Origin of the sequence: Pseudomonas sp. A0308 (assembly GCF_044218815.1) — a bacterium.
In the GTDB taxonomy this organism is placed as follows: domain Bacteria; phylum Pseudomonadota; class Gammaproteobacteria; order Pseudomonadales; family Pseudomonadaceae; genus Aquipseudomonas; species Aquipseudomonas iridis.
This window is the reverse complement of the sequence record NZ_CP162581.1, coordinates 2004394-2026708: the sequence shown is the minus strand read 5'-3', so window position 1 is coordinate 2026708 and position 22315 is coordinate 2004394. Positions and strand designations below refer to the sequence as shown.

The 22315-nt window shown below is 58.9% G+C and carries 21 protein-coding genes; 20 read left to right on the top strand and 1 reads right to left on the bottom strand.

Going from position 1 to position 22315, the window contains the following annotated elements:
- Positions 1-39 precede the first annotated feature (39 nt).
- The 14 genes from AB4P92_RS09550 (at position 40) to ispD (ending at position 16197) form a co-directional block, all read left to right on the top strand.
- Positions 40-543 (top strand): OmpH family outer membrane protein, encoded by a 504-nt coding sequence (locus AB4P92_RS09550; protein WP_042557882.1) that lies wholly within the window; start codon positions 40-42, stop codon positions 541-543.
- A gap of 3 nt (positions 544-546) precedes the next feature.
- Complete coding sequence (gene lpxD / locus AB4P92_RS09545; protein ID WP_261735112.1) at positions 547-1602, top strand: UDP-3-O-(3-hydroxymyristoyl)glucosamine N-acyltransferase; 1056 nt, start codon at positions 547-549, stop codon at positions 1600-1602.
- A 106-nt stretch (positions 1603-1708) separates the two neighbouring features.
- Complete coding sequence (gene fabZ / locus AB4P92_RS09540; protein WP_042557884.1) at positions 1709-2149, top strand: 3-hydroxyacyl-ACP dehydratase FabZ; 441 nt, start codon at positions 1709-1711, stop codon at positions 2147-2149.
- The gene (lpxA, locus tag AB4P92_RS09535) at positions 2146-2922 is read left to right on the top strand and encodes an acyl-ACP--UDP-N-acetylglucosamine O-acyltransferase (protein ID WP_042557885.1); all 777 of its coding nucleotides are present in this window, start codon (positions 2146-2148) and stop codon (positions 2920-2922) included. Before fabZ ends, lpxA begins: the two co-directional genes overlap by 4 nt.
- Before the next feature lie 2 nt (positions 2923-2924).
- Positions 2925-4055, top strand: a complete 1131-nt coding sequence (gene lpxB / locus AB4P92_RS09530) for a lipid-A-disaccharide synthase (protein WP_042557886.1) — start codon at positions 2925-2927, stop codon at positions 4053-4055.
- 11 nt (positions 4056-4066) lie between these two features.
- On the top strand, positions 4067-4693 hold the full coding sequence (rnhB, locus tag AB4P92_RS09525; protein ID WP_042557887.1) for a ribonuclease HII: 627 nt from the start codon (positions 4067-4069) through the stop codon (positions 4691-4693).
- Between the two features lie 76 nt (positions 4694-4769).
- Positions 4770-8291 (top strand): DNA polymerase III subunit alpha, encoded by a 3522-nt coding sequence (dnaE, locus tag AB4P92_RS09520; protein WP_042557888.1) that lies wholly within the window; start codon positions 4770-4772, stop codon positions 8289-8291.
- A 139-nt stretch (positions 8292-8430) separates the two neighbouring features.
- Positions 8431-9378: an acetyl-CoA carboxylase carboxyltransferase subunit alpha gene (locus tag AB4P92_RS09515; RefSeq protein WP_042557889.1), complete on the top strand. Its 948-nt coding sequence runs from the start codon at positions 8431-8433 to the stop codon at positions 9376-9378.
- Between the two features lie 133 nt (positions 9379-9511).
- A complete protein-coding gene (gene tilS, locus AB4P92_RS09510) occupies positions 9512-10840 on the top strand; it encodes a tRNA lysidine(34) synthetase TilS (RefSeq protein WP_395599288.1) in 1329 nt (442 codons plus the stop codon).
- A gap of 274 nt (positions 10841-11114) precedes the next feature.
- Entirely contained in the window at positions 11115-12746 is a 1632-nt protein-coding gene (locus AB4P92_RS09505) for a CTP synthase (protein WP_042557891.1), read from the top strand.
- A 5-nt stretch (positions 12747-12751) separates the two neighbouring features.
- Complete coding sequence (kdsA, locus tag AB4P92_RS09500; protein WP_150594518.1) at positions 12752-13597, top strand: 3-deoxy-8-phosphooctulonate synthase; 846 nt, start codon at positions 12752-12754, stop codon at positions 13595-13597.
- 156 nt (positions 13598-13753) lie between these two features.
- Positions 13754-15043: a phosphopyruvate hydratase gene (gene eno, locus AB4P92_RS09495; RefSeq protein WP_042557893.1), complete on the top strand. Its 1290-nt coding sequence runs from the start codon at positions 13754-13756 to the stop codon at positions 15041-15043.
- Between the two features lie 171 nt (positions 15044-15214).
- Positions 15215-15493: a cell division protein FtsB gene (ftsB, locus tag AB4P92_RS09490; protein WP_007908838.1), complete on the top strand. Its 279-nt coding sequence runs from the start codon at positions 15215-15217 to the stop codon at positions 15491-15493.
- Positions 15490-16197, top strand: coding sequence for a 2-C-methyl-D-erythritol 4-phosphate cytidylyltransferase (ispD, locus tag AB4P92_RS09485; protein ID WP_395599287.1), 708 nt, complete (start codon positions 15490-15492; stop codon positions 16195-16197). The genes ftsB and ispD overlap by 4 nt, the downstream gene beginning before the upstream one ends.
- 88 nt (positions 16198-16285) lie before the next feature.
- Here the strand turns inward: ispD and AB4P92_RS09480 are convergent, their stop codons facing one another.
- On the bottom strand, positions 16286-17182 hold the full coding sequence (locus AB4P92_RS09480; protein WP_395599286.1) for a LysR substrate-binding domain-containing protein: 897 nt from the start codon (positions 17180-17182) through the stop codon (positions 16286-16288).
- A 116-nt stretch (positions 17183-17298) separates the two neighbouring features.
- Here AB4P92_RS09480 and AB4P92_RS09475 point away from each other — a divergent pair, with 116 nt between their 5' ends.
- The 6 genes from AB4P92_RS09475 (at position 17299) to AB4P92_RS09450 (ending at position 22309) form a co-directional block, all read left to right on the top strand.
- Positions 17299-18411, top strand: coding sequence for an S-(hydroxymethyl)glutathione dehydrogenase/class III alcohol dehydrogenase (locus AB4P92_RS09475; protein ID WP_115146393.1), 1113 nt, complete (start codon positions 17299-17301; stop codon positions 18409-18411).
- Positions 18412-18476: 65 nt separating this feature from the next.
- Positions 18477-19322 (top strand): S-formylglutathione hydrolase, encoded by an 846-nt coding sequence (gene fghA / locus AB4P92_RS09470; RefSeq protein WP_042557896.1) that lies wholly within the window; start codon positions 18477-18479, stop codon positions 19320-19322.
- Positions 19323-19366: 44 nt separating this feature from the next.
- Complete coding sequence (ispF, locus tag AB4P92_RS09465; RefSeq protein ID WP_042557897.1) at positions 19367-19840, top strand: 2-C-methyl-D-erythritol 2,4-cyclodiphosphate synthase; 474 nt, start codon at positions 19367-19369, stop codon at positions 19838-19840.
- The gene (gene truD, locus AB4P92_RS09460) at positions 19837-20895 is read left to right on the top strand and encodes a tRNA pseudouridine(13) synthase TruD (RefSeq protein WP_261735116.1); all 1059 of its coding nucleotides are present in this window, start codon (positions 19837-19839) and stop codon (positions 20893-20895) included. The genes ispF and truD overlap by 4 nt, the downstream gene beginning before the upstream one ends.
- Complete coding sequence (surE, locus tag AB4P92_RS09455; RefSeq protein WP_042557899.1) at positions 20883-21632, top strand: 5'/3'-nucleotidase SurE; 750 nt, start codon at positions 20883-20885, stop codon at positions 21630-21632. Before truD ends, surE begins: the two co-directional genes overlap by 13 nt.
- A 41-nt stretch (positions 21633-21673) precedes the next feature.
- A complete protein-coding gene (locus tag AB4P92_RS09450; protein WP_170947254.1) occupies positions 21674-22309 on the top strand; it encodes a protein-L-isoaspartate(D-aspartate) O-methyltransferase in 636 nt (211 codons plus the stop codon).
- The last annotated feature ends 6 nt before the right edge of the window (positions 22310-22315 follow it).

Sequence of the window (22315 nt, the reverse complement as noted above, 5' to 3'; positions counted from 1 at the left end):
GACCCAAGATAACGACAATGGATTTTGTAGGAGTGCATCGTGCGTAAGTTGACTCAATTGGTTCTCCTGGCCTCCGTACTGGTGGCAGGCCCGGCGTTCGCCGACATGAAAATCGCTGTTCTGAACTATCAGATGGCCTTGCTGGAATCCGACGCGGCGAAGAAGTACGCCGTGGATGCCGAGAAGAAGTTCGGTCCGCAACTGACCAAGCTGAAGACTCTGGAAAGCAGCGCCAAAGGCATTCAGGATCGTCTGATGGCCGGTGGCGACAAGATGCAGCAAGGTGAGCGTGAGCGTCTGGAACTTGAATTCAAGCAGAAGGCCCGCGATTTCCAGTTCCAGTCCAAGGAGCTGAACGAAGCCAAAGCCGTTGCCGACCGCGAAATGCTCAAGCAACTGAAGCCAAAACTGGATGGCGCCGTGGAAGAAGTCATCAAGAAAGGTGGTTTTGACCTGGTGTTCGAGCGTGGCGCAGTCATCGATGTCAAGCCTCAGTACGACATCACGCGCCAGGTTATCGAGCGCATGAATCAGCTGAAGTAACCCATGACCGTGACTATCAAGCTCGGCCAGCTGGCCGAGTTCCTCGGCGCCACCCTGCGTGGCGACGCGGAGAAGCAAATTACTGGGCTAGCCACTTTGCAAGAGGCTGGCCCAGCTCAGTTGAGCTTTCTGGCAAATCCGCAATATCGCAAATTCCTTGCCGGTTCTCAGGCAGCAGCGTTGCTGCTCAAAGAGGCGGACGCCGAGGGTTTTGCCGGTAACGCATTGGTGGTGCCGGATCCTTATCTGGCCTACGCACGCATCTCTCACCTGTTCGATTCCAAGCCAAAAGCCACTGCGGGTATTCATCCTTCGGCGGTGATTGCGGCTGATGCGGTGGTTGATCCAACCGCCAGCATCGGTGCGTTTGTGGTGATCGAGGCGGGTGCGCGGATTGGTGCGCAGGTCACTCTCGGTGCCCATTGTGTTATCGGTGCACGCAGTGAAATCGGTGAGGGCGGCTGGCTCGCTCCACGGGTGACGCTGTATCACGATGTGCGCATCGGCAAGCGTGTGGTTATCCAGTCCGGTGCCGTAATCGGTGGTGAAGGCTTCGGCTTTGCCAACGAGAAGGGTATCTGGCAGAAAATCGCCCAGATTGGTGGTGTGACCATCGGTGACGATGTGGAGATCGGCGTGAATACCGCCATCGACCGCGGTGCTCTGGCCGATACCGTTATCGGCAATGGTGTAAAACTCGACAACCAGATCCAGATTGCTCACAACGTCCAGGTCGGTGATCACACCGCGATGGCTGCGTGCGTGGGCATCTCCGGCAGCACCAAAATCGGCAAGCACTGCATGCTGGCCGGCGGTGTCGGTCTGGTCGGGCACATTGATATTTGCGACAACGTTTTCCTGACCGGGATGACCATGGTGACCCACTCGATTACCGAGCCGGGTGCTTATTCTTCCGGCACAGCCATGCAACCGGCTGCCGAATGGCGCAAAAGCGCGGCACGCATCCGTCAGCTCGATGACATCGCGCGACGTTTGAAACAGCTGGAAAAGCGCGTAGGGGAAGTGACCCCTGACGGCAATGCTTCATCAGATGGCTGATACCATTTCCATATCAAGTGTGCACAGCCTCTAGACTGCCTCCTTGATTTGCTAGAGGAGTGCGCGTCAGTCGCGCTCCCAATCTTTACATAGGCTTCCCCCCGAAATGATGGACATCAACGAGATTCGCGAATACCTGCCTCACCGTTACCCGTTCCTGCTGGTGGACCGGGTGGTGGATCTGGACACTGAAGGCAAGCGAATTCGCGCCTACAAGAATGTCAGCATCAATGAGCCGTTCTTCAATGGTCACTTCCCTGCGCACCCAATCATGCCGGGCGTGCTGATCATCGAAGCCATGGCTCAGGCTGCCGGGATCCTCGGTTTCAAAATGCTCGACGTCAAACCGGCCGACGGCACTCTGTATTACTTCGTTGGTTCGGACAAACTGCGCTTCCGTCAGCCAGTCAAGCCGGGCGACCAGTTGATTCTTGAAGCCACGTTCATCAGCTGCAAACGCAAGATCTGGAAATTCGAATGCCAGGCTTCGGTTGATGGCAAGCCGGTCTGCTCGGCCGAGATCATCTGCGCGGAACAAAAAGTATGAGTTTGATTGACCCTCGCGCAATCATCGATCCGTCGGCCGTTCTGGCTGACGGCGTCGAGGTCGGCCCGTGGTCGATCATCGGCGCAGGTGTGGAAATCGGCGAGGGTACCGTGATCGGGCCGCATGTGATCCTCAAAGGTCCGACCCGCATCGGTAAACACAATCGCATCTACCAGTTTTCTTCGGTAGGCGAAGACACGCCCGACTTGAAGTACAAGGGTGAAGAAACCCGCCTGGTGATCGGTGACCACAACGTCATCCGTGAAGGCGTGACGATTCACCGTGGCACCGTTCAGGACCGTTCGGAAACCACGCTGGGCGATCACAACCTGATCATGGCCTATGCCCACATCGGTCACGACAGCGTCATCGGCAATAACTGCATTCTGGTCAACAACACCGCGTTGGCTGGCCACGTGCACGTCGATGACTGGGCGATCCTCTCCGGGTTCACCCTGGTTCACCAGTATTGCCACATCGGCGCCCACAGTTTTTCCGGTATGGGCACGGCGATCGGCAAAGATGTTCCGGCATTTGTCACGGTATTTGGCAACCCGGCCGAAGCGCGCAGCATGAACTTCGAGGGTATGCGCCGTCGCGGGTTCAGCGAAGACGCTATCCACGCGCTGCGCCGTGCTTATAAAACCGTTTATCGCCAAGGGCTGACAGTTGATCAGGCCTTGGCCGACCTGGCAGGGCCTGCTGCTCAGTTCCCGGAAGTCGCGGTGTTTCGCGACTCCATCGAGTCGTCGACTCGCGGCATCACCCGCTGATCATGGCCAGTCTGCGTATTGCGCTGGTGGCGGGGGAGGCTTCCGGTGACATTCTCGGTGCCGGCCTCATGCGTGCCCTCAAGGCACAACACCCGTCAGTCGAGTTCATCGGTGTCGGCGGTCCGTTGATGCAGGCCGAAGGCCTGACTTCCTACTTCCCCATGGAGCGCTTGTCGGTCATGGGGCTGGTTGAGGTTCTCGGCCGACTGCGCGAGTTGCTCAAGCGTCGCAAAAAGCTGATTGCCACGCTGATTGCCGAGAAGCCTGACGCGTTCATCGGCATCGATGCCCCGGACTTCAACCTCAATATCGAACTCAAGCTGCGTCAGGCCGGGATCAAAACCGTGCATTACGTCAGCCCGTCGGTGTGGGCATGGCGGCAGAAGCGCGTGCTGAAGATTCGCGAAGGTTGCGATCTGATGCTTACGCTGTTCCCGTTCGAAGCCAAATTCTACGAAGAGAAGGGCGTGCCAGTACGGTTCGTCGGTCACTCGCTGGCCGACGCCATACCGCTGCAAGCCGATCGCGCCGCCGCACGTGCCGAGCTGGGCCTGCCAGACGGGCCGCTGGTCGCGTTGATGCCCGGCAGCCGTGGCGGTGAAGTCGGCCGTCTCGGCGCGTTGTTTCTCGATACTGCCCAGCGCCTGCGGGCCCTGCGTCCGGGTGTGCGTTTTGTCATGCCGTGCGCCAGTCCGGAGCGCCGTGTGCAACTTGAAGAACTGCTCGCCGGCCGTGATCTGCCGGTGACGTTGCTCGATGGCAAATCCCACTTGGCTCTGGCCGCGTGCAATGCGGTGCTGATCGCTTCCGGCACGGCGACCCTTGAAGCGCTGTTGTACAAGCGGCCGATGGTGGTTGCGTATCGCCTGGCACCGCTGACGTTCTGGATTCTCAAACGCATGGTCAAGAGCCCGTACGTGTCCCTGCCGAACCTGCTGGCCCAGCGCTTGTTGGTGCCGGAATTGTTGCAGGACGATGCGACAGTCGAGGCGCTGGCTCAGACCCTGTCGCCATTGATCGAGGGCGGCGAAGAGCAGACCCGTGGTTTCGACGAGATCCATCGCACCCTGCGGCTGGATGCTTCCAACCAAGCGGCGGACGCCGTGCTGAACCTGGTCGGTCAAACACGATGAGCAAGAAAGATATGCAGATGGGCCTGGATTTCACTCTGGTTGCCGAAGTTGAAGAGCTGGTCGCCGGTGTCGATGAAGTCGGTCGTGGCCCGTTGTGCGGTGCGGTGGTGACGGCGGCGGTGATCCTCGATCCGAACCGGCCGATTCTCGGTCTCAATGACTCGAAGAAACTCACCGAAGCCAAGCGTGAAAAGCTTTACGACGAGATCATCGAGAAGTCCCTGAGCTGGTGCATCGCCCGTGCCGAAGTCGAAGAAATCGACGAGCTGAACATTCTGCACGCGACCATGCTGGCCATGCAGCGCGCGGTGGCAGGGCTGCACATTCAGCCGAAACTGGCGATGATCGATGGCAATCGCTGCCCGCACTTGCCAATGCGCGCCGAAGCGGTGGTGCAGGGCGATGGCAAGGTTCCAGCCATTGCAGCGGCATCGATTTTGGCCAAGGTCAGTCGTGACCGCGAAATGGCCGCATTCGAATTGATCTATCCGGGTTACGGTATCGGCGGCCATAAAGGCTACCCGACGCCCGTTCATCTGGAAGCGTTGGTCCGTTTGGGCCCGACGCCGATTCACCGGCGCTCGTTCGCCCCGGTACGTCAGGCTTATGAAGCGCTGGAAGGTCTGACGCAGGTTTAGTCGCAAGGCTGATGTTTTGTTCGAGGCCCGGTACAATCCGGGCCTTGTTGTCTCTCTGTAACTGGACAGGATCACTATGCCGGCTTCATTCGTTCATCTACGCCTGCACACTGAATACTCCCTGGTCGACGGGCTGGTGCGGATCAAGCCGCTGGTCAAGGCGCTGACCGCCATGAACATGCCGGCGGTTGCGGTCACTGATCAGAACAACATGTGTTCCCTGGTCAAATTCTATAAAAACACCATGGGCGCAGGCATCAAGCCGATCTGCGGCGCCGACCTGTGGCTGTCGAACAAGGACCCGGACGCGCCCCTGAGCCGGCTCAGCCTGTTGGTGATGAACGCCAAGGGCTATCGCAACCTCACCGAGTTGATCTCGCGCGGCTTCATCGAAGGCCAGCGCAACGGCATGATCATCATCGAGCGCGAGTGGGTTGCCGAGGCGAATGAAGGCCTGATCATGCTGTCCGCCGCCAAAGAGGGCGAGATCGGCATGGCGCTGATCAGTGGCAACCCGGCCGAAGCCGAGGCCCTGACGCGTGAGTGGATGTCGGTGTTCCCGGACCGCTTCTATCTGGAAATCCAGCGCACCAGTCGCCCTAACGATGAAGAGCAGTTGCACGGCGCCGTGGCCCTGGCCGACAAGCTCGGCGCGCCGCTGGTGGCGAGCAACGATGTGCGTTTCATCAAGCAGGAAGACTTCGCCGCCCACGAAACCCGGGTGTGCATCGGTGAGGGCCGTGCCCTCGACGATCCTCGGCGCTCGAAGAATTACAGCGATCAGCAATACCTCAAAAGCGCCGAGGAAATGGCCGAGCTGTTCAGCGACATTCCCGACGCAATCGAAAACACCGTCGAGATCGCCAAGCGTTGCAACATCGAAGTAAAACTGGGCACACACTTTTTGCCCAACTTCCCGATTCCCGATGGCATGACCATCGATGAGTATTTCCGCAAGGTGTCCTTCGATGGTCTGGAGGAGCGGCTGGCGGTTTTGTTGCCAAAAGACACCACCGAAGATTACGACGCCAAGCGTCAGGTCTATGTCGACCGGTTGAATTTCGAGCTGGATATCATTATCCAGATGGGCTTTCCCGGTTACTTCCTGATCGTTATGGACTTCATCCAGTGGGCCAAGAGCAACGGTGTGCCGGTAGGCCCGGGCCGTGGGTCGGGTGCCGGCTCGCTGGTGGCCTATGTGCAGAAAATCACCGACCTCGATCCGCTGGAATACGACCTGCTGTTCGAACGTTTCCTTAACCCGGAACGGGTTTCCATGCCCGACTTCGACGTCGACTTCTGCATGGACGGGCGTGACCGGGTCATCGACTACGTGGCCGAGAAGTACGGCCGCAACGCGGTAAGCCAGATCATCACGTTCGGTTCGATGGCCGCCAAGGCTGTGGTGCGTGACGTGGCGCGGGTGCAGGGCAAGTCCTATGGCCTGGCGGATCGTCTGTCGAAGATGATTCCGTTCGAAGTCGGCATGACCCTGGAAAAAGCCTACGAACAGGAAGAGATCCTGCGTGATTTCATCAAGGTCGATGAAGAAGCCGCAGAAATCTGGGAGATGGCGCGCAAGCTCGAAGGCGTTGTGCGTAACGTCGGCAAGCACGCCGGTGGTGTAGTAATCGCGCCGACCAAGCTGACTGACTTCTCGCCTATCTATTGCGATGAGGCGGGCGACGGTCTGGTGACCCAGTTCGACAAGGACGACGTTGAAGCCGCCGGACTGGTGAAGTTTGACTTCCTCGGCCTGCGAACCCTGACGGTCATCGACTGGGCGCTGAAGACCATCAACCGCGACCGTGCCAAGGTCGATCAGCCGCCGCTGGACATCGCGTTCATCCCGCTGGACGACAAGCCGACTTATCAGCTACTGCAAAAAGCCGAAACCACGGCGGTGTTCCAGCTCGAGTCGCGCGGTATGAAAGAGCTGATCAAAAAGCTCAAGCCCGACTGCCTGGAAGACCTTATTGCACTGGTGGCCCTGTTCCGTCCGGGCCCGCTGCAGTCAGGCATGGTTGACGACTTCATCAACCGTAAGCACGGTCGCGCCGAACTCGCGTACCCGCACTCGGACTACCAGTACGAAGGCCTCAAGCCTGTATTGGCGCCGACTTACGGCATCATCCTGTATCAGGAACAGGTGATGCAGATTGCCCAGGTCATGGCCGGTTACACCCTTGGCGGTGCGGACATGCTGCGTCGGGCCATGGGTAAGAAAAAACCCGAAGAAATGGCCAAGCAGCGCGGCGGTTTCATTGAAGGTTGCAAGACCAACAATATCGATGCGGACCTGGCCGGTAACATCTTCGACCTGGTGGAAAAGTTCGCCGGTTACGGTTTCAACAAGTCTCACTCTGCCGCTTATGGTCTGGTGTCGTACCAGACCGCTTGGCTGAAGACGCATTACCCGGCGCCGTTCATGGCGGCGGTACTGTCGGCGGATATGCACAACACCGACAAGGTCGTGACCTTGATCGAAGAAATTCGCACCATGAAGCTGCGTCTCGACGCGCCGGATGTGAACAATTCGGAGTTCAAGTTCACGGTGAACGACGACGGCCGCATCGTCTATGGCCTCGGCGCAATCAAAGGCGTCGGCGAAGGCCCGGTGGAAGCGATCACCGAGGCGCGTCAGGCGGGACCGTTCAAGGATCTGTTCGACTTCTGCGCCCGCGTCGACCTCAAACGCATCAACAAGCGCACCCTTGATGGCTTGATCCGCAGCGGTGCGCTGGATCGTCTCGGTCCGTATTTCCACGACGAACAGAAGGCTTATCAGGCCAACATCGACCGTAACCGCGCCGTGCTGCTGGCGGCGATGGAAGAGGCAATCAAGTCAGCCGAACAGACCGCCCGTACCCGCGACAGTGGCCACGCCGACCTGTTTGGCGGGCTGTTCGTCGAGGAAGACGCCGATGTGTATGCGGTGCATCGCAAGGCCAAGGAGCTGACCCTCAAGGAGCGTCTCAAGGGTGAGAAAGACACCTTGGGCCTTTATCTGACCGGCCACCCGATCGACGAATACGAAGGCGAAATTCGTCGTTTCGCCCGTCAGCGCATCATCGACCTGAAACCGGCGCGCGATACGCAAACCGTGGCGGGGATGATCATTGCCCTGCGGGTGATGAAGAACAAGAAGGGCGACAAGATGGGTTTCATCACCCTCGACGACCGCTCCGGGCGGATCGAGGCGTCGCTGTTTGCCGAGGCGTTCCACTCGGCGCAGTCGCTGCTGCAGACTGACGCGATGGTGGTGGTCGAAGGCGAAGTCAGTAACGACGACTTCTCCGGTGGCCTGCGCCTGCGGGTCAAGCGGGTGATGAGCATGGAAGATGCACGCACAAACCTCGCCGAGAGCCTGCGTCTGAAGTTGCAGACGCAGGATCTCAAAGGCGATCAGCTACGCTGGTTGGGTGATCTGCTCAAGCGTCATCGCGGGGCGTGCCCGATCACAATGGAGTACACCAGCCCTGATGCGAAGACCTTGCTGCAGTTCGGCGAGACCTGGCGAATCGACCCGGCGGACGCCTTGATTCAAGCCCTGCGTGACCAGTTCGGGCGAGACAACGTCTTCCTCCAATACCGTTGACCGGCAGGTGCCATCATTGCACTTGCCCGCAACCTGAATTTTTAATCTCGACCTCAGCGCGCCTCTCCCTTAAGGTAGGGCGCGAATAGACAACCGGCCGGCCCAAGCTCATTTGGGACACGACCCAAGACGGACGCCTATGAACCCGAATTTTCTAGATTTCGAACAGCCGATCGCCGACCTGCAAGCCAAGATCGAAGAGTTGCGCTTGGTCGGTAATGACAATTCGCTGAATATCGGCGATGAGATCTCCCGCCTGCAGGACAAGAGCAAAACGCTGACCGAAGACATCTTCGGCAAGCTGACCAGCTGGCAGATCGCACGCCTGGCACGTCACCCGAAACGTCCGTACACCCTGGACTACATCGAGCACATCTTCACCGAGTTCGACGAACTGCACGGCGATCGTCATTTCTCCGACGACGCTGCAATCGTTGGCGGTATTGCCCGTCTGGACGACCAGCCAGTGATGATCATCGGTCACCAGAAGGGCCGCGAAGTACGCGAGAAGGTTCGCCGCAACTTCGGCATGCCGCGTCCGGAAGGCTACCGTAAGGCTTGCCGTCTGATGGAGATGGCCGAGCGTTTCAAAATGCCGATCCTGACGTTCATCGACACGCCGGGCGCCTACCCTGGCATCGACGCTGAAGAGCGCAACCAGAGCGAAGCGATCGCCTGGAACCTGCGTGTCATGTCGCGCCTGAAAACTCCGATCATCGCCACCGTCATCGGTGAAGGTGGTTCCGGCGGCGCATTGGCGATCGGCGTGTGCGATCAGTTGAACATGTTGCAGTACTCGACCTACGCGGTTATTTCGCCGGAAGGTTGCGCCTCGATTCTGTGGAAAACCGCCGAAAAAGCACCGGATGCCGCTGAAGCGATGGGCATCACTGCTGAGCGTCTGAAAGGCCTGGGCATTGTCGACAAGGTTATCGGCGAGCCTCTGGGCGGCGCCCATCGTGACCCGGCAGCCGCTGCGGCGTCGATCCGTGCCGAGCTGAGCTCGCAACTGGCGATGCTGAAGAAGTTCGACAACGAAGCGCTGCTCAAGCGCCGTTATGATCGACTGATGAGCTACGGTCTCTAAGTCGAAACGCGATACCTGATGTGGGAGCGAGCCTGCTCGCGAAAGCGGTATGACAATCGACGAATGTGTTGAATGTTAAACCGTCTTCGAGAACAGGCTCGCTCCCACATTTGATTGAGGCAAAGAGAACGATATGGCGCAGTCCATGATTGATTTGCCTTCCCGGCTTTTGCTTAATCTTGCAGCCTGGCGCAATGCCAGGAACTGGCGCGTCGCTTTCTCCGGCGGCCTCGATTCCACTGTCCTCCTGCATCTGCTGGCCCATGTCGCCAAAACCGAGTCCCTCCCGACGCTAAGCGCCATCCACATCCATCACGGCCTTCAGGCTGCAGCCGATGCGTGGCCGGAACATTGCCAGGCGGTCTGCGATGCGTTGAGCATTCCATTGCAAGTGGAGCGGGTGAAGGTGCAACCGGGGGCGAGTCTTGAGCGGGCGGCGCGGGATGCGCGTTATGCGGTGTTCGGTTCGGTAAACCAGTCCAACGACGTTTTGCTGACCGGTCAGCACCGCGACGATCAGGCGGAAACCCTGTTGTTTCGTCTGTTGCGCGGTGCCGGCGTGCGTGGGCTTTCGGCAATGCCGGCGCAACGTCCGTTGGGGCAGGGCACGTTGGTTCGGCCTTTGCTCGACGTCACTCGCGCCGAACTTGAAGCCTACGCCGCGGCGCACCAGTTGCAATGGATCGAAGACCCGTCAAACGAAGATCGGCAGTTTTCGCGCAATTACCTGCGTCATCAGATCGTGCCGCTGTTGACCGGGCGCTGGCCGCAAGCGCAAGCCAACATGGCCCGCAGCGCCGCGCATCTGCGTGAGGCGCAAGGCTTGCTGGATGAGCTGGCACAGATCGATCTGGCGCACGCCAAAGCCTCGACTGATTTCGACTGGCTGGGCGTGCCGTCGCTGGAATTGGCACCGTTGGCGGCGTTGTCCGTGGCCCGTCAGCGAAATGCATTGAGCCACTGGCTCGAACCACTCACCCGGCTGCCTGATACTGACCATTGGTCGGGTTGGACGGATTTGTGCGATGCCGCCAACGATGCATCGCCGGTCTGGCGTTTGGCTGATGGCGAGTTGCACCGCAGCGCCGGTCGTCTCTGGTGGCTGAGCGACGACTGGCTGCGTGCACCAGTGATCGGCGGCGAGTGGCACACCCCGACATCACCGCTACGCTTGTCCGGTAACGGGGTCGTCGTGTTCAGTGGCCAGACGCCTTGCGGGCCGTTGCGCATTGCTTACCGTCAGGGCGGCGAATTGATGCATCTGGCCGATCGTGGCCATCGTGATCTCAAACGGTTGCTCAACGAACGTGCGGTGCCGGCCTTCGTGCGTGGCAGATTGCCGCTGCTGTTTCGCGGTGAAGAATTGCTCGCGGTGGCAAACCTGCCGGGCCTTGATGGCAATGCGCAGGACGGCTGGAAATTGCATTGGCAGCCAACAGACGAAGATCAAGGTTTGAGATGAAAGGGGCATTCCGGTAGACTACGCTCCCTTCTTGATACAACTTCTGTGGATTCGCCTGAATTGCAGGAGTTGCCGATTACCAAGCAGTCTTTGCTGGGCGATTCCAAAAAATGTGTAGCGAGCAACGTACCGGTGTTTCATCTGCCGGTCTGTCCCAACGCGGCGGTTTTTTTGAAAGGTGCACTGTGATTAATGCAGGTGATCGGGGGCTTCGGCCTTCCTTCGCTTTCCCCGGCGGCTCGTACCGCTTTAACGCAGACTTCTAGGGTTTTTCATGACGCGCTACATATTCGTCACGGGCGGTGTTGTTTCTTCATTGGGGAAAGGCATTGCCTCGGCTTCATTGGCGGCTATCCTGGAGGCGCGGGGGCTTAAGGTCACCATGCTTAAGCTGGATCCGTACATCAACGTCGACCCGGGCACCATGAGCCCGTTCCAGCATGGTGAAGTGTTCGTCACCCACGACGGCGCCGAGACCGACCTGGACCTGGGCCACTACGAGCGGTTCATCCGCACGACCATGACCCAGAACAACAACTTCACCACCGGCCGTGTTTACGAACACGTGCTGCGCAAAGAGCGCCGTGGTGACTACCTGGGTGCAACCATCCAGGTGATTCCGCACATTACCGACGAAATCAAGCGCCGCATCATCAAGGGTGCAGGCGATGCCGACGTGGCGATGGTCGAAATCGGTGGCACCGTGGGTGACATCGAGTCGCAACCGTTCCTCGAAGCCATCCGTCAACTGCGATTCGAAGTCGGCGCCAAGCGCGCGATGCTGATGCACCTGACGCTGGTGCCGTACATCGCCACCGCCGGCGAAACCAAAACCAAGCCAACCCAGCACTCGGTCAAGGAACTGCGTTCCATCGGCCTGCAGCCTGACGTGCTGGTTTGCCGCTCCGATCACCCGATCGACATCTCGTCGCGTCGCAAGATCGCGCAATTCACCAACGTTGAAGAGCGTGCGGTCATCGCTCTGGAAGACGCCGACACGATCTACAAGATCCCGGGCATTCTGCATTCGCAGGGTCTGGACGATTTCGTCGTCGAGCGTTTCGGTCTGCAGTGCGGCGGTGCCGATCTGTCCGAGTGGGAAGCTGTGGTTGACGCCAAGCTGAACCCGGAACACGAAGTCACCATCGCCATGGTCGGCAAGTACATGGAACTGCTGGACGCCTACAAGTCGCTGATCGAAGCGATGAGCCATGCGGGCATCAGCAACCGTACCAAGGTCAATCTGCGCTACATCGATTCCGAAGACATCGAAAACCAGGGCACTGCGCTGCTTGAAGGCGTAGACGCCATCCTCGTTCCGGGCGGCTTCGGTCTGCGCGGCGTGGAAGGCAAGATCACTGCCGTTCAGTACGCTCGCGAAAACAAGGTTCCGTACCTGGGTATCTGCCTGGGCATGCAAGTGGCGGTCATCGAGTTCGCTCGTAACGTCATGGGCTGGAAAGATGCCAACTCCACCGAGTTCGATCGCGCCAGCGGCCACCCGGTTGTCGGCCTGATCACCGAGTGGGAAGACGCCACCGGTGCCGTAGAAGTGCGTACTGAAGCCTCCGATCTGGGCGGCACCATGCGCCTCGGCGCTCAGGAATGCCTGCTCGAAACCGGCTCCAAAGTGCACGATTGCTACGGCAAGGACGTGATCGTCGAGCGTCACCGTCACCGTTACGAAGTGAACAACAACCTGCTGCCGCAAATCATCGAGGCCGGCCTGAAGATTTCCGGTCGCTCCGCTGATGCAGCCCTGGTTGAAGTGGTTGAAGCACCGGATCATCCATGGTTCGTCGCTTGCCAGTTCCACCCAGAGTTCACCTCGACACCACGTGATGGCCATCCGCTGTTCAGCGGCTTCGTCAAAGCAGCGTTGGCTCAACACCAGAAGAAGGCGTAACCCCGATGGCACAGAAGATCATCCGCGTCGGCGACATCGAGATTGCCAACGACAAACCCATGGTGCTGTTCGGCGGCATGAACGTGCTGGAAAGCCGTGACATGGCCATGCAGGTTTGCGAAGAGTATGTGAAGGTCACCGAAAAACTCGGTATCCCTTACGTGTTCAAGGCCAGTTTCGACAAGGCCAACCGTTCTTCTGTGACCTCGTATCGCGGTCCTGGACTGGAAGAGGGCATGCGCATCTTCCAGGACATCAAGCAGGCTTTTGGCGTGCCGATCATCACCGACGTCCACGAGCCTGAACAGGCCGCGGTCGTCGCCGAGATCTGCGACATCATCCAGTTGCCGGCCTTCCTGTCGCGCCAGACCGATCTGGTCGTGGCGATGGCCAAGACCAACGCGATCATCAACATCAAGAAAGCCCAGTTCCTCGCCCCTCAGGAAATGAAACACATCCTGAACAAGTGCGTTGAAGCGGGTAATGATCAACTGATCCTCTGTGAGCGTGGTTCGAGCTTCGGCTATAACAACCTCGTGGTCGACATGCTCGGCTTCGGCATCATGAAGCAGTTCGAGTACCCGGTATTCTTCGACGTGACCCATTCGCTGCAAATGCCTGGCGGTCGTTCCGACTCCGCCGGCGGTCGCCGTGCACAGGTCCTGGACCTGGCCAAGGCTGGCATGAGCCAAGGTCTGGCAGGTCTGTTCCTCGAAGCTCACCCGGATCCGGACAACGCCAAATGCGACGGCCCTTGCGCCTTGCGTCTGGACAAACTGGAGCCATTCCTGGCCCAGCTCAAAGCCTTGGACGAACTGGTTAAGAGTTTTCCGACGGTAGAAACCGCGTAAACTTCAATTCTCCGGTAAAGTACCGCACGATTTGTCGCTCATGCCCTCGGGCATGAGCGTTATCGTCTGCAAATCTGCCCGCTGCACCCCCTTGCCGACGGTAAAAAGATTTCCTCTAGCTGCGTCGTTTTCGTCAACTTTGGAGTGTTTACAACAATGGCAAAAATCGTCGACATCAAAGGTCGTGAAGTTCTCGACTCCCGTGGCAATCCCACCGTGGAAGCGGACGTGCTTCTCGACAACGGCATCATCGGCAGCGCATGCGCGCCGTCCGGTGCATCCACTGGCTCGCGTGAAGCGCTCGAGCTGCGTGATGGCGACAAGAGCCGTTACCTGGGCAAGGGCGTGCTTAAAGCGGTAGCCAACATCAACGGTCCGATCCGCGATCTGCTGCTGGGCACTGACCCAAGCGACCAGAAAGCCCTCGATCACGCGATGATCAAGCTCGACGGTACCGAAAACAAAGCGACCCTGGGCGCCAACGCCATTCTCGCCGTGTCCCTGGCTGCGGCCAAGGCTGCTGCTCAGGATCAGGACCTGCCGCTGTACGCTCACATCGCAAACCTGAACGGCACCCCGGGTGTGTACTCGATGCCGGTTCCGATGATGAACATCATCAACGGTGGCGAGCACGCCGATAACAACGTCGACATTCAGGAATTCATGGTTCAGCCGGTTGGCGCCAAGTCTTTCTCGGAAGGTCTGCGCATGGGCACCGAGATTTTCCATCACCTCAAAGCTGTGCTGAAGGCCCGTGGTCTTAGCACTGCTGTCGGCGACGAAGGTGGTTTTGCGCCTAACCTGGCTTCCAACGAAGACGCGCTGAAAGTGATTTCCGAAGCCGTGGCCAACGCCGGTTACAAGCTGGGCACCGACGTGACCCTGGCCCTGGACTGCGCAGCCAGCGAATTCTACGAAGACGGCAAGTACAACCTGTCCGGCGAAGGCCAGGTGTTCACTGCTGAAGGTTTCGCCGACTACCTCAAAGGTCTGACCGAGCGTTACCCGATCATCTCCATCGAAGACGGTCTGGACGAGTCCGACTGGGCTGGCTGGAAAATTCTCACCGACAAAATCGGCGAGAAAGTGCAGCTGGTGGGCGACGATCTGTTCGTGACCAACACCAAGATCCTGAAAGAAGGCATCGATAAAAAGATCGCCAACTCGATCCTGATCAAGTTCAACCAGATCGGCACCTTGACCGAAACCCTGGAAGCCATCCAGATGGCCAAGGCTGCCGGTTACACCGCAGTGATCTCGCACCGTTCCGGCGAAACCGAAGATTCGACCATTGCCGATCTGGCTGTGGGCACCTCGGCTGGCCAGATCAAGACCGGTTCGCTGTGCCGTTCCGACCGCGTTTCCAAGTACAACCAACTGCTGCGTATCGAAGAGCAGTTGAATGGCAAAGCCAAGTACAACGGTCGTAGCGAGTTCCGCGGTTAAGCTGAAACTGATAAAAGGACACCGGATTGTGTCGAAAAAGTCGTGACAGCGATGGATTTGCCACTAATCTGATGCCTTAACAGCACAAGCCTGGATTTTCCAGGCTTCGTGCTATCAGACGCTGCAAAGTTTTGGCGTGGCTGTCTTTTTTCACTGGATACCTGATATTCGATGCGCAGTCCTTACTGGTTGTTTCTCGTTTTGCTCCTGCTGCTGGCCGGTCTGCAGTACCGCCTGTGGGTGGGCAATGGCAGTCTGGCGCAAGTCGCCGAGCTGAATCAGCAGATTGCTGATCAACATGCCGAGAACGAAGGTTTGCTGGAGCGTAACCGGGTGATGGACGCTGAGGTCAGCGAGTTGAAGAAAGGCATGGAGACCGTTGAAGAGCGGGCTCGCCACGAGTTGGGCATGGTTAAGGACGGCGAAACCCTTTACCAGTTGGCTCAATGATCAATTCCCTGCCGGCCTTCTGGGCCGTGATTCCTGCCGCGGGCGTCGGTGCCCGAATGGCCGCGGACCGTCCCAAGCAATATCTGCAACTGGGCGGGCGCACAATTCTCGAACACAGCCTCGGCTGTTTCCTCGATCACCCGAGCCTCAAGGGTTTGGTGGTCAGTGTTGCTGTTGATGATCCTTATTGGCCGAGCCTGGCATGCGTCAACGATCCGCGTATTCAGCGCGTTGACGGCGGTGCCGAGCGTTCCGGTTCGGTGCTCAATGCCTTGCTGCATCTGCACGCGCAAGGTGCGGACGATCAGGACTGGGTGCTGGTGCACGATGCGGCGCGGCCCAATCTGAGTCGCGATGATCTCGACAAATTACTCGCTGAACTGGCGGATGACCCGGTAGGTGGTTTGCTGGCGGTTCCCGCGCGCGACACCCTGAAGCGCATCGACAAGCACGGTCGTGTGGTTGAAACCGTTGACCGCAGCGTGATCTGGCAGGCTTACACGCCGCAGATGTTCCGCCTCGGTGCACTGCATCGCGCATTGGCGGACAGCCTGGTGGCGGATGCGGTGATTACCGATGAAGCTTCGGCGATGGAGTGGGCGGGGCAGGCTCCCCGTCTGATCGAAGGGCGTGCGGATAACCTCAAGGTGACCCGCCCGGAAGATCTGGAGTGGTTGCGTCAGCGATGGGCTAACCGCCGCTAAAAGATCGCAGCCTGCGGCAGCTCCTACAGTGGTTTTTGTCGCGGCAAATCCCCCTATAGGAGCTGCCGAAGGCTGCGATCTTTTGATCTTAAATCCGATACTCTGGCCGTTCGGCCAACCCTTCCTTAAGAAAGTCCACCAACTTGCGCACCTTCGGCGACAAATGTCGCTGTTGCGGATACAGCGCCCACACCGCAGTATTCGGCGGCTGATGCGCCTCCAACAACGAAATCAATGCTCCGCTGTGCAAGTGCTCCAGCACGTAATAGTCCGGCAACTGACACAACCCGACCCCTTGTAAAGCGGCATCCAGCACCGCTTGCCCACTGTTGCAACGCCAGTTTCCCTGCACTCGCTGGGAAAATTCCCGCCCGTTTTGCTCAAGCTGCCAGATGTCCGTGCTGCCAATCAGACAATTGTGTCGACTGAGTTCCGACAAGCTGTGTGGGCGGCCGTACCGTTCCATGTAGGAAGGTGACGCGCACAGATACATACGCCGTGGCGCCAGGCGCGTCGCGACCAGTCGTGAATCTTGCAATCGTCCCAATCGAATCGCCAGATCCAGCCCCTCATGCACCAGATCGAGTTGACGATTGCTCAGCTCAATATCGATGCGCAGTTGCGGGTAGAGCCCCATGAACCGTGTCACCAGCGGCACGATAAATCGCTCGCCATAGGCCACAGCGCACGTCATGCGCAGCATGCCTTTGGGTTCGCTGGTCAGATCGCCAACCGCGCGCAAGGCTTCTTCGCGACCGTCCTGCAAGCGCTGGCAGTGTTGCAGGAATGTCTGCCCGGCTTCGGTCAGCGTCACCCTGCGGGTACTGCGATAGAGCAGGCGCGTCTGCAAACGCTCTTCCAGTCGTACGATTTGTCGACTGATGTGCGAGGAAGAAACCCCGAGACGTTCAGCCGCGGCGGTGAATTGGCTGCATTCAGCAACGGCGACAAACTCGTCGATGCCTTCCCAGCGGTTTTCGGACATCAGGATTATCCCTGTATGGCAATAATGTTTTGCTTTTGGCCGGATTATTCATCGTCAGGCCATGTATTACACTCCTTGTCTGCTTTTTTATTTAATGGATTCACGGGAGAGTCAGCATGATCAAGTCGCGCGCCGCCGTTGCCTTCGAGGCCAAGAAGCCGCTGGAAATCGTAGAAGTTGATGTCGCCATGCCCAAGGCTGGCGAAGTGCTGCTGCGGGTAGTCGCTTCCGGTGTTTGCCATACCGATGCCTACACTTTGTCCGGCGCTGACCCGGAAGGGATTTTCCCTTCGATCCTCGGCCACGAGGGCGGCGCCATCGTTGAGGCGATCGGCGAAGGCGTGACATCGGTTGCTGTCGGCGATCACGTTATCCCGCTCTACACCCCGGAGTGTGGCCAGTGCAAATTCTGCAAGTCGGGCAAGACCAATCTGTGTCAGGCCATTCGTGCGACCCAGGGCAAAGGCCTGATGCCGGATGGCACTTCGCGTTTTTCCTACAAGGGCGAAACGATTTTCCACTACATGGGTACTTCGACCTTCTCGGAATACACCGTGTTGCCGGAAATCTCCGTGGCCAAAATCGCTAAAGACGCACCGCTGGAAAAAGTCTGCCTGCTTGGTTGCGGCGTCACCACCGGTATCGGTGCAGTGCTCAATACCGCCAAGGTCAAACCGGGCGACACCGTGGCCATTTTCGGTTTGGGCGGCATCGGTCTGTCGGCAGTCATCGGTGCAGTGAAGGCCAAGGCCGCGCGCATCATCGCCATCGACATCAACCCGGCCAAGTTTGAAATCGCCAGGCAACTGGGTGCAACCGACTGCGTAAACCCGAAAGATTTCGACCGTCCGATTCAGGAAGTCATCGTCGACATGACCGATGGCGGCGTCGACTTTTCCTTCGAGTGCATCGGCAACGTGCAACTGATGCGCGCCGCCCTCGAGTGCTGCCATAAAGGCTGGGGCGAGTCGGTCATCATCGGTGTCGCCGGTGCCGGTCAGGAAATCGCTACCCGTCCGTTCCAGTTGGTCACCGGTCGCGTCTGGCGCGGTTCGGCATTCGGCGGCGTACGTGGCCGCAGCGAATTGCCAAGCTATGTCGACATGGCCCAGAGCGGTGAAATCCCGCTGGATACCTTCATCACCCACACCATGGGCCTGGAAGATATCAACAAGGCGTTCGACCTGATGCACGAAGGCAAGAGCATTCGTACCGTCATCCATTTCTGATCAATCGTGATGTCATGGCTACAAGTCTTGAAGGCTTGTGGCCGTGACCGCGTTGGAGTCTTTACATGAGCCTGGAAAATATCTCCTGTCAGAAGAGTTTTGGCGGTTGGCACAAGCGTTATCGTCACCGTTCCGACGTGCTGGGCTGCGACATGGTATTTGCCGTGTACCTGCCACCGCAGGCGGAGCAGGGCGGCAAGCTGCCGGTGTTGTACTGGCTGTCGGGGCTGACCTGTACCGACGAGAACTTCATGCACAAGGCCGGCGCGTTGCGCATGGCTGCTGAACTCGGCCTGATCATCGTCGCACCGGACACCAGCCCGCGTGGTCCCGATGTGCCGGGCGATCCGGATGGAGCCTGGGACTTTGGTCTCGGTGCCGGGTTTTATCTGAATGCCACGCAGGAACCCTGGTCGCGGCACTATCGGATGCATGACTATGTCGTGCAGGAATTGCCTTCACTGGTTGAAGCGCATTTCCCGGCCTCGGATAAACGCAGCATCAGCGGCCACTCCATGGGTGGCCACGGTGCGTTGGTATGTGCCTTGCGCAATCCGGGACGTTATCAGTCGGTGTCGGCCTTTTCGCCGATCAACAACCCGATGGATTGTCCGTGGGGGCAGAAGGCATTTTCGCGTTATCTGGGTGAAGACCGTTCGAAGTGGAAAGAGTGGGATGCCTGTGCGCTGATCGCCGAGGCTGACGAGAAGCTCCCGTTGTTGGTCGATCAAGGTGATCGCGATGACTTCCTCGCGACTCAGCTTAAACCCGAAGCTCTGCAACAAGCGGCCAAACAAGCGGGTCATCCGCTGACGCTGCGCCTGCAACCGGGCTACGACCACAGCTATTTCTTCATCTCAAGCTTTATAGACGACCACTTGCAGCATCACGCACAAGCCCTTCGGGGCTAATGCAGGTAGAATCACGCCCTGACAAAAATCGGGGCGTTTTTTTTATGCGTATTGGCCACGGCTATGATGTGCACCGTTTCGCTGAAGGCGATTTCATTACTCTGGGCGGCGTGCGCATTGCACATAGCTTCGGGCTGCTCGCTCATTCCGACGGTGACGTCCTGCTGCACGCCTTGAGCGATGCCTTGCTCGGCGCGGCTGCGCTGGGCGATATCGGCAAACATTTCCCGGATACCGACCCACAATTCAAGGGCGCCGACAGCCGTGCATTGTTGCGTCATGTGGTCGGTCTGATCCACGCCAAGGGCTGGAAAGTCGGCAACGTCGATAACACCATCGTTGCCCAGGCGCCGAAAATGGCCCCGCATATCGAATCGATGCGCGCACTGATCGCCGCGGATCTTCAAGTTGAGTTGGATCAAGTGAACGTGAAAGCTACCACCACCGAAAAGCTTGGCTTTGTCGGTCGCGAAGAAGGCATCGCCGTGCACTCCGTTGCCTTGTTGCTGCGCGCATGAATGAACTGCAATTGCTCGGCCCGCGCGCCTATGGCGAACCCCTCGGCACCGCGGTACTGAAAGCCATCGCTGAAGATTTTCAGGTGGATGAAGTGCTGGATATCCCGTTCAGCGGCGACGGCGAACACCTGTGGATCTGGGTGGAAAAACGTGGCCTGAACACAGAGGAAGCCGCACGGCGTATCGCCAAGGCTGCCGGTGTGCCGCTGCGCACTGTCAGCTACGCCGGTCTCAAGGATCGTCAGGCGCTGACCCGTCAGTGGTTCAGTGTGCAACTGCCGGGCAAGGCAGATCCTGATCTGTCAGCGGCGGAAAACGACACGTTGAAAATCCTCAAGACCACTCGCCACAAGCGCAAGCTGCAACGCGGCGCGCATTCGGCGAATGGTTTCACGTTGCGTCTGACGCAGTTCGCCGGCGACAAAGCCGAGATTGAAGAGCGCCTGCAACTGATCGTCAAACAAGGTATTCCCAATTATTTCGGCGCCCAGCGTTTCGGCCATGACGGCGGCAATGTCGTCGATGCCCGATCGTGGGCGGCGCGCAAGGCCTTGCCGGAGCAGCGCAATGTACGCTCGCGACTGCTGTCGACGGCGCGCAGTTTTCTGTTTAACCAGGTGTTGGCTGCACGTGTGGCGGATGGCACCTGGCAGCGCGCGCTGGTTGGCGATCTGCTGGCTTTCACCGATAGCCGTAGTTTCTTCCCGGCCGGTGAAGCTGAATTGAGCGACCCGCGTCTGGCGATTCTCGATCTGCATCCGACCGGCCCGCAGTGGGGTGAAGGTGACTCTCCGGCTGCTGGCGCTGTCCATGATCTGGAGCAGGGGATTGCCGCGCGTGAAGCGGATCTGCGCGATTGGTTGATCAACGCCGGCATGAGTCACGAACGTCGCATCCTGCGGCTGCCCATTGGCGGGTTGACGTGGCATTATCCCCAGCCTGACATTCTGCAACTGGAATTCGTCCTCCCGGCCGGATGCTTCGCCACTGTATTGGTGCGCGAGCTCGTTGATCTGGTGCCGGTGGGGCAGACGGACAGCCCATGCGTATTCTGATTTCTAACGATGATGGGGTAACCGCACCCGGTCTCGCCGCGCTTTATGCTGCGCTGGCGGATTACACCGAGTGCGTGGTTATCGCCCCTGAGCAGGACAAAAGCGGCGCCAGCAGTTCGCTGACGCTCGACCGTCCGTTGCACCCGCAATACCTGGCCAACGGCTTTATCAGCCTCAACGGCACGCCAACCGACTGCGTACATCTGGGCCTGAACGGGTTGCTGGAGCGCCAGCCGGACATGGTGGTTTCCGGGATCAATCTCGGCGCCAACCTTGGAGATGACGTGTTGTATTCCGGGACGGTGGCGGCGGCCCTTGAAGGACGTTTCCTCGAGCGCCCATCGTTCGCCTTCTCGCTGGTCTCACGCCAGGTCGATAATCTTCCTACAGCGACCTACTTTGCGCGCAAACTGGTCGAAGCCCACGCCGGGCTCGATCTGCCGCCGCGCACGGTGCTCAACGTGAACATTCCCAATCTGCCGATCGACCACATTCGCGGCATCCAGCTGACCCGACTGGGGCACCGTGCCCGGGCGGCGGCGCCGATGAAAGTGGTCGACCCGCGTGGCAAGGCCGGTTACTGGATTGCTGCCGCCGGCGATGCCGAAGATGGCGGCCCGGGCACTGACTTTCATGCGGTGATGCAGGGCTATGTTTCCATCACGCCACTGCAACTCGATCGCACCTTCAACGACGCCTTCAGAAGTCTCGATGGCTGGCTGGAGGGACTGCGCTGATGGCTCGTGAACACGAAGACAGAATGCGCAGCGGCATCGGCATGACGTCCCAGCGCACGCGGGAGCGTTTGATCCAGCGTTTGTATGAAGAAGGTCTGTCCAACGCCAAGGTGCTGGAAGTCATCCGGCGCACGCCGCGTCACCTGTTCGTCGACGAAGCGTTGGCGCACCGCGCTTATGAAGATACTGCGCTGCCGATCGGCCATAACCAGACCATCTCCCAGCCTTATATGGTGGCGCGCATGAGCGAGCTGCTGTTGGAGGCGGGCCCCTTGGACAAGGTGCTGGAGATCGGCACCGGTTCCGGTTACCAGACTGCCGTGTTGTCGCAACTGGTTGAGCGGGTGTTCTCGGTCGAGCGCATCAAGGTCTTGCAGGATCGGGCCAAGGAGCGTCTGGTCGAACTCAATCTGCGCAACGTGGTGTTTCGTTGGGGCGACGGCTGGGAAGGCTGGCCGGCGCTGGCACCGTACAACGGCATTATTGTTACCGCGGTGGCCACCGATGTGCCGCAAGCGTTGCTTGATCAACTGGCACCGGGCGGGCGATTGGTGATCCCGGTCGGTTCCGGAGAAGTGCAGCAATTGATGCTGATCGTGCGCGAAGAAAATGGTTTTTCTCGACACGTTTTAGGCGCCGTGCGTTTCGTGCCATTGCTCAATGGTCCACTGGCCTGAGCATTT

Excerpts from the sequence above, each read along its gene's own strand:
- truD (WP_261735116.1), top strand. The coding sequence starts at position 19,837 with ATGAATGAACTGCAATTGCTCGGCCCGCGCGCCTATGGCGAACCCCTC.
- kdsA (WP_150594518.1), top strand. The coding sequence starts at position 12,752 with ATGGCACAGAAGATCATCCGCGTCGGCGACATCGAGATTGCCAACGAC.
- lpxD (WP_261735112.1), top strand. The coding sequence starts at position 547 with ATGACCGTGACTATCAAGCTCGGCCAGCTGGCCGAGTTCCTCGGCGCC.
- AB4P92_RS09450 (WP_170947254.1), top strand. The coding sequence starts at position 21,674 with ATGACGTCCCAGCGCACGCGGGAGCGTTTGATCCAGCGTTTGTATGAA.
- dnaE (WP_042557888.1), top strand. The coding sequence starts at position 4,770 with ATGCCGGCTTCATTCGTTCATCTACGCCTGCACACTGAATACTCCCTG.
- AB4P92_RS09505 (WP_042557891.1), top strand. The coding sequence starts at position 11,115 with ATGACGCGCTACATATTCGTCACGGGCGGTGTTGTTTCTTCATTGGGG.
- AB4P92_RS09480 (WP_395599286.1), bottom strand. The coding sequence starts at position 17,182 with ATGTCCGAAAACCGCTGGGAAGGCATCGACGAGTTTGTCGCCGTTGCT.
- ftsB (WP_007908838.1), top strand. The coding sequence starts at position 15,215 with ATGCGCAGTCCTTACTGGTTGTTTCTCGTTTTGCTCCTGCTGCTGGCC.
- lpxB (WP_042557886.1), top strand. The coding sequence starts at position 2,925 with ATGGCCAGTCTGCGTATTGCGCTGGTGGCGGGGGAGGCTTCCGGTGAC.
- tilS (WP_395599288.1), top strand. The coding sequence starts at position 9,512 with ATGGCGCAGTCCATGATTGATTTGCCTTCCCGGCTTTTGCTTAATCTT.
- ispD (WP_395599287.1), top strand. The coding sequence starts at position 15,490 with ATGATCAATTCCCTGCCGGCCTTCTGGGCCGTGATTCCTGCCGCGGGC.
- eno (WP_042557893.1), top strand. The coding sequence starts at position 13,754 with ATGGCAAAAATCGTCGACATCAAAGGTCGTGAAGTTCTCGACTCCCGT.
- lpxA (WP_042557885.1), top strand. The coding sequence starts at position 2,146 with ATGAGTTTGATTGACCCTCGCGCAATCATCGATCCGTCGGCCGTTCTG.
- ispF (WP_042557897.1), top strand. The coding sequence starts at position 19,367 with ATGCGTATTGGCCACGGCTATGATGTGCACCGTTTCGCTGAAGGCGAT.
- fghA (WP_042557896.1), top strand. The coding sequence starts at position 18,477 with ATGAGCCTGGAAAATATCTCCTGTCAGAAGAGTTTTGGCGGTTGGCAC.
- AB4P92_RS09475 (WP_115146393.1), top strand. The coding sequence starts at position 17,299 with ATGATCAAGTCGCGCGCCGCCGTTGCCTTCGAGGCCAAGAAGCCGCTG.
- surE (WP_042557899.1), top strand. The coding sequence starts at position 20,883 with ATGCGTATTCTGATTTCTAACGATGATGGGGTAACCGCACCCGGTCTC.
- fabZ (WP_042557884.1), top strand. The coding sequence starts at position 1,709 with ATGATGGACATCAACGAGATTCGCGAATACCTGCCTCACCGTTACCCG.
- rnhB (WP_042557887.1), top strand. The coding sequence starts at position 4,067 with ATGCAGATGGGCCTGGATTTCACTCTGGTTGCCGAAGTTGAAGAGCTG.
- AB4P92_RS09515 (WP_042557889.1), top strand. The coding sequence starts at position 8,431 with ATGAACCCGAATTTTCTAGATTTCGAACAGCCGATCGCCGACCTGCAA.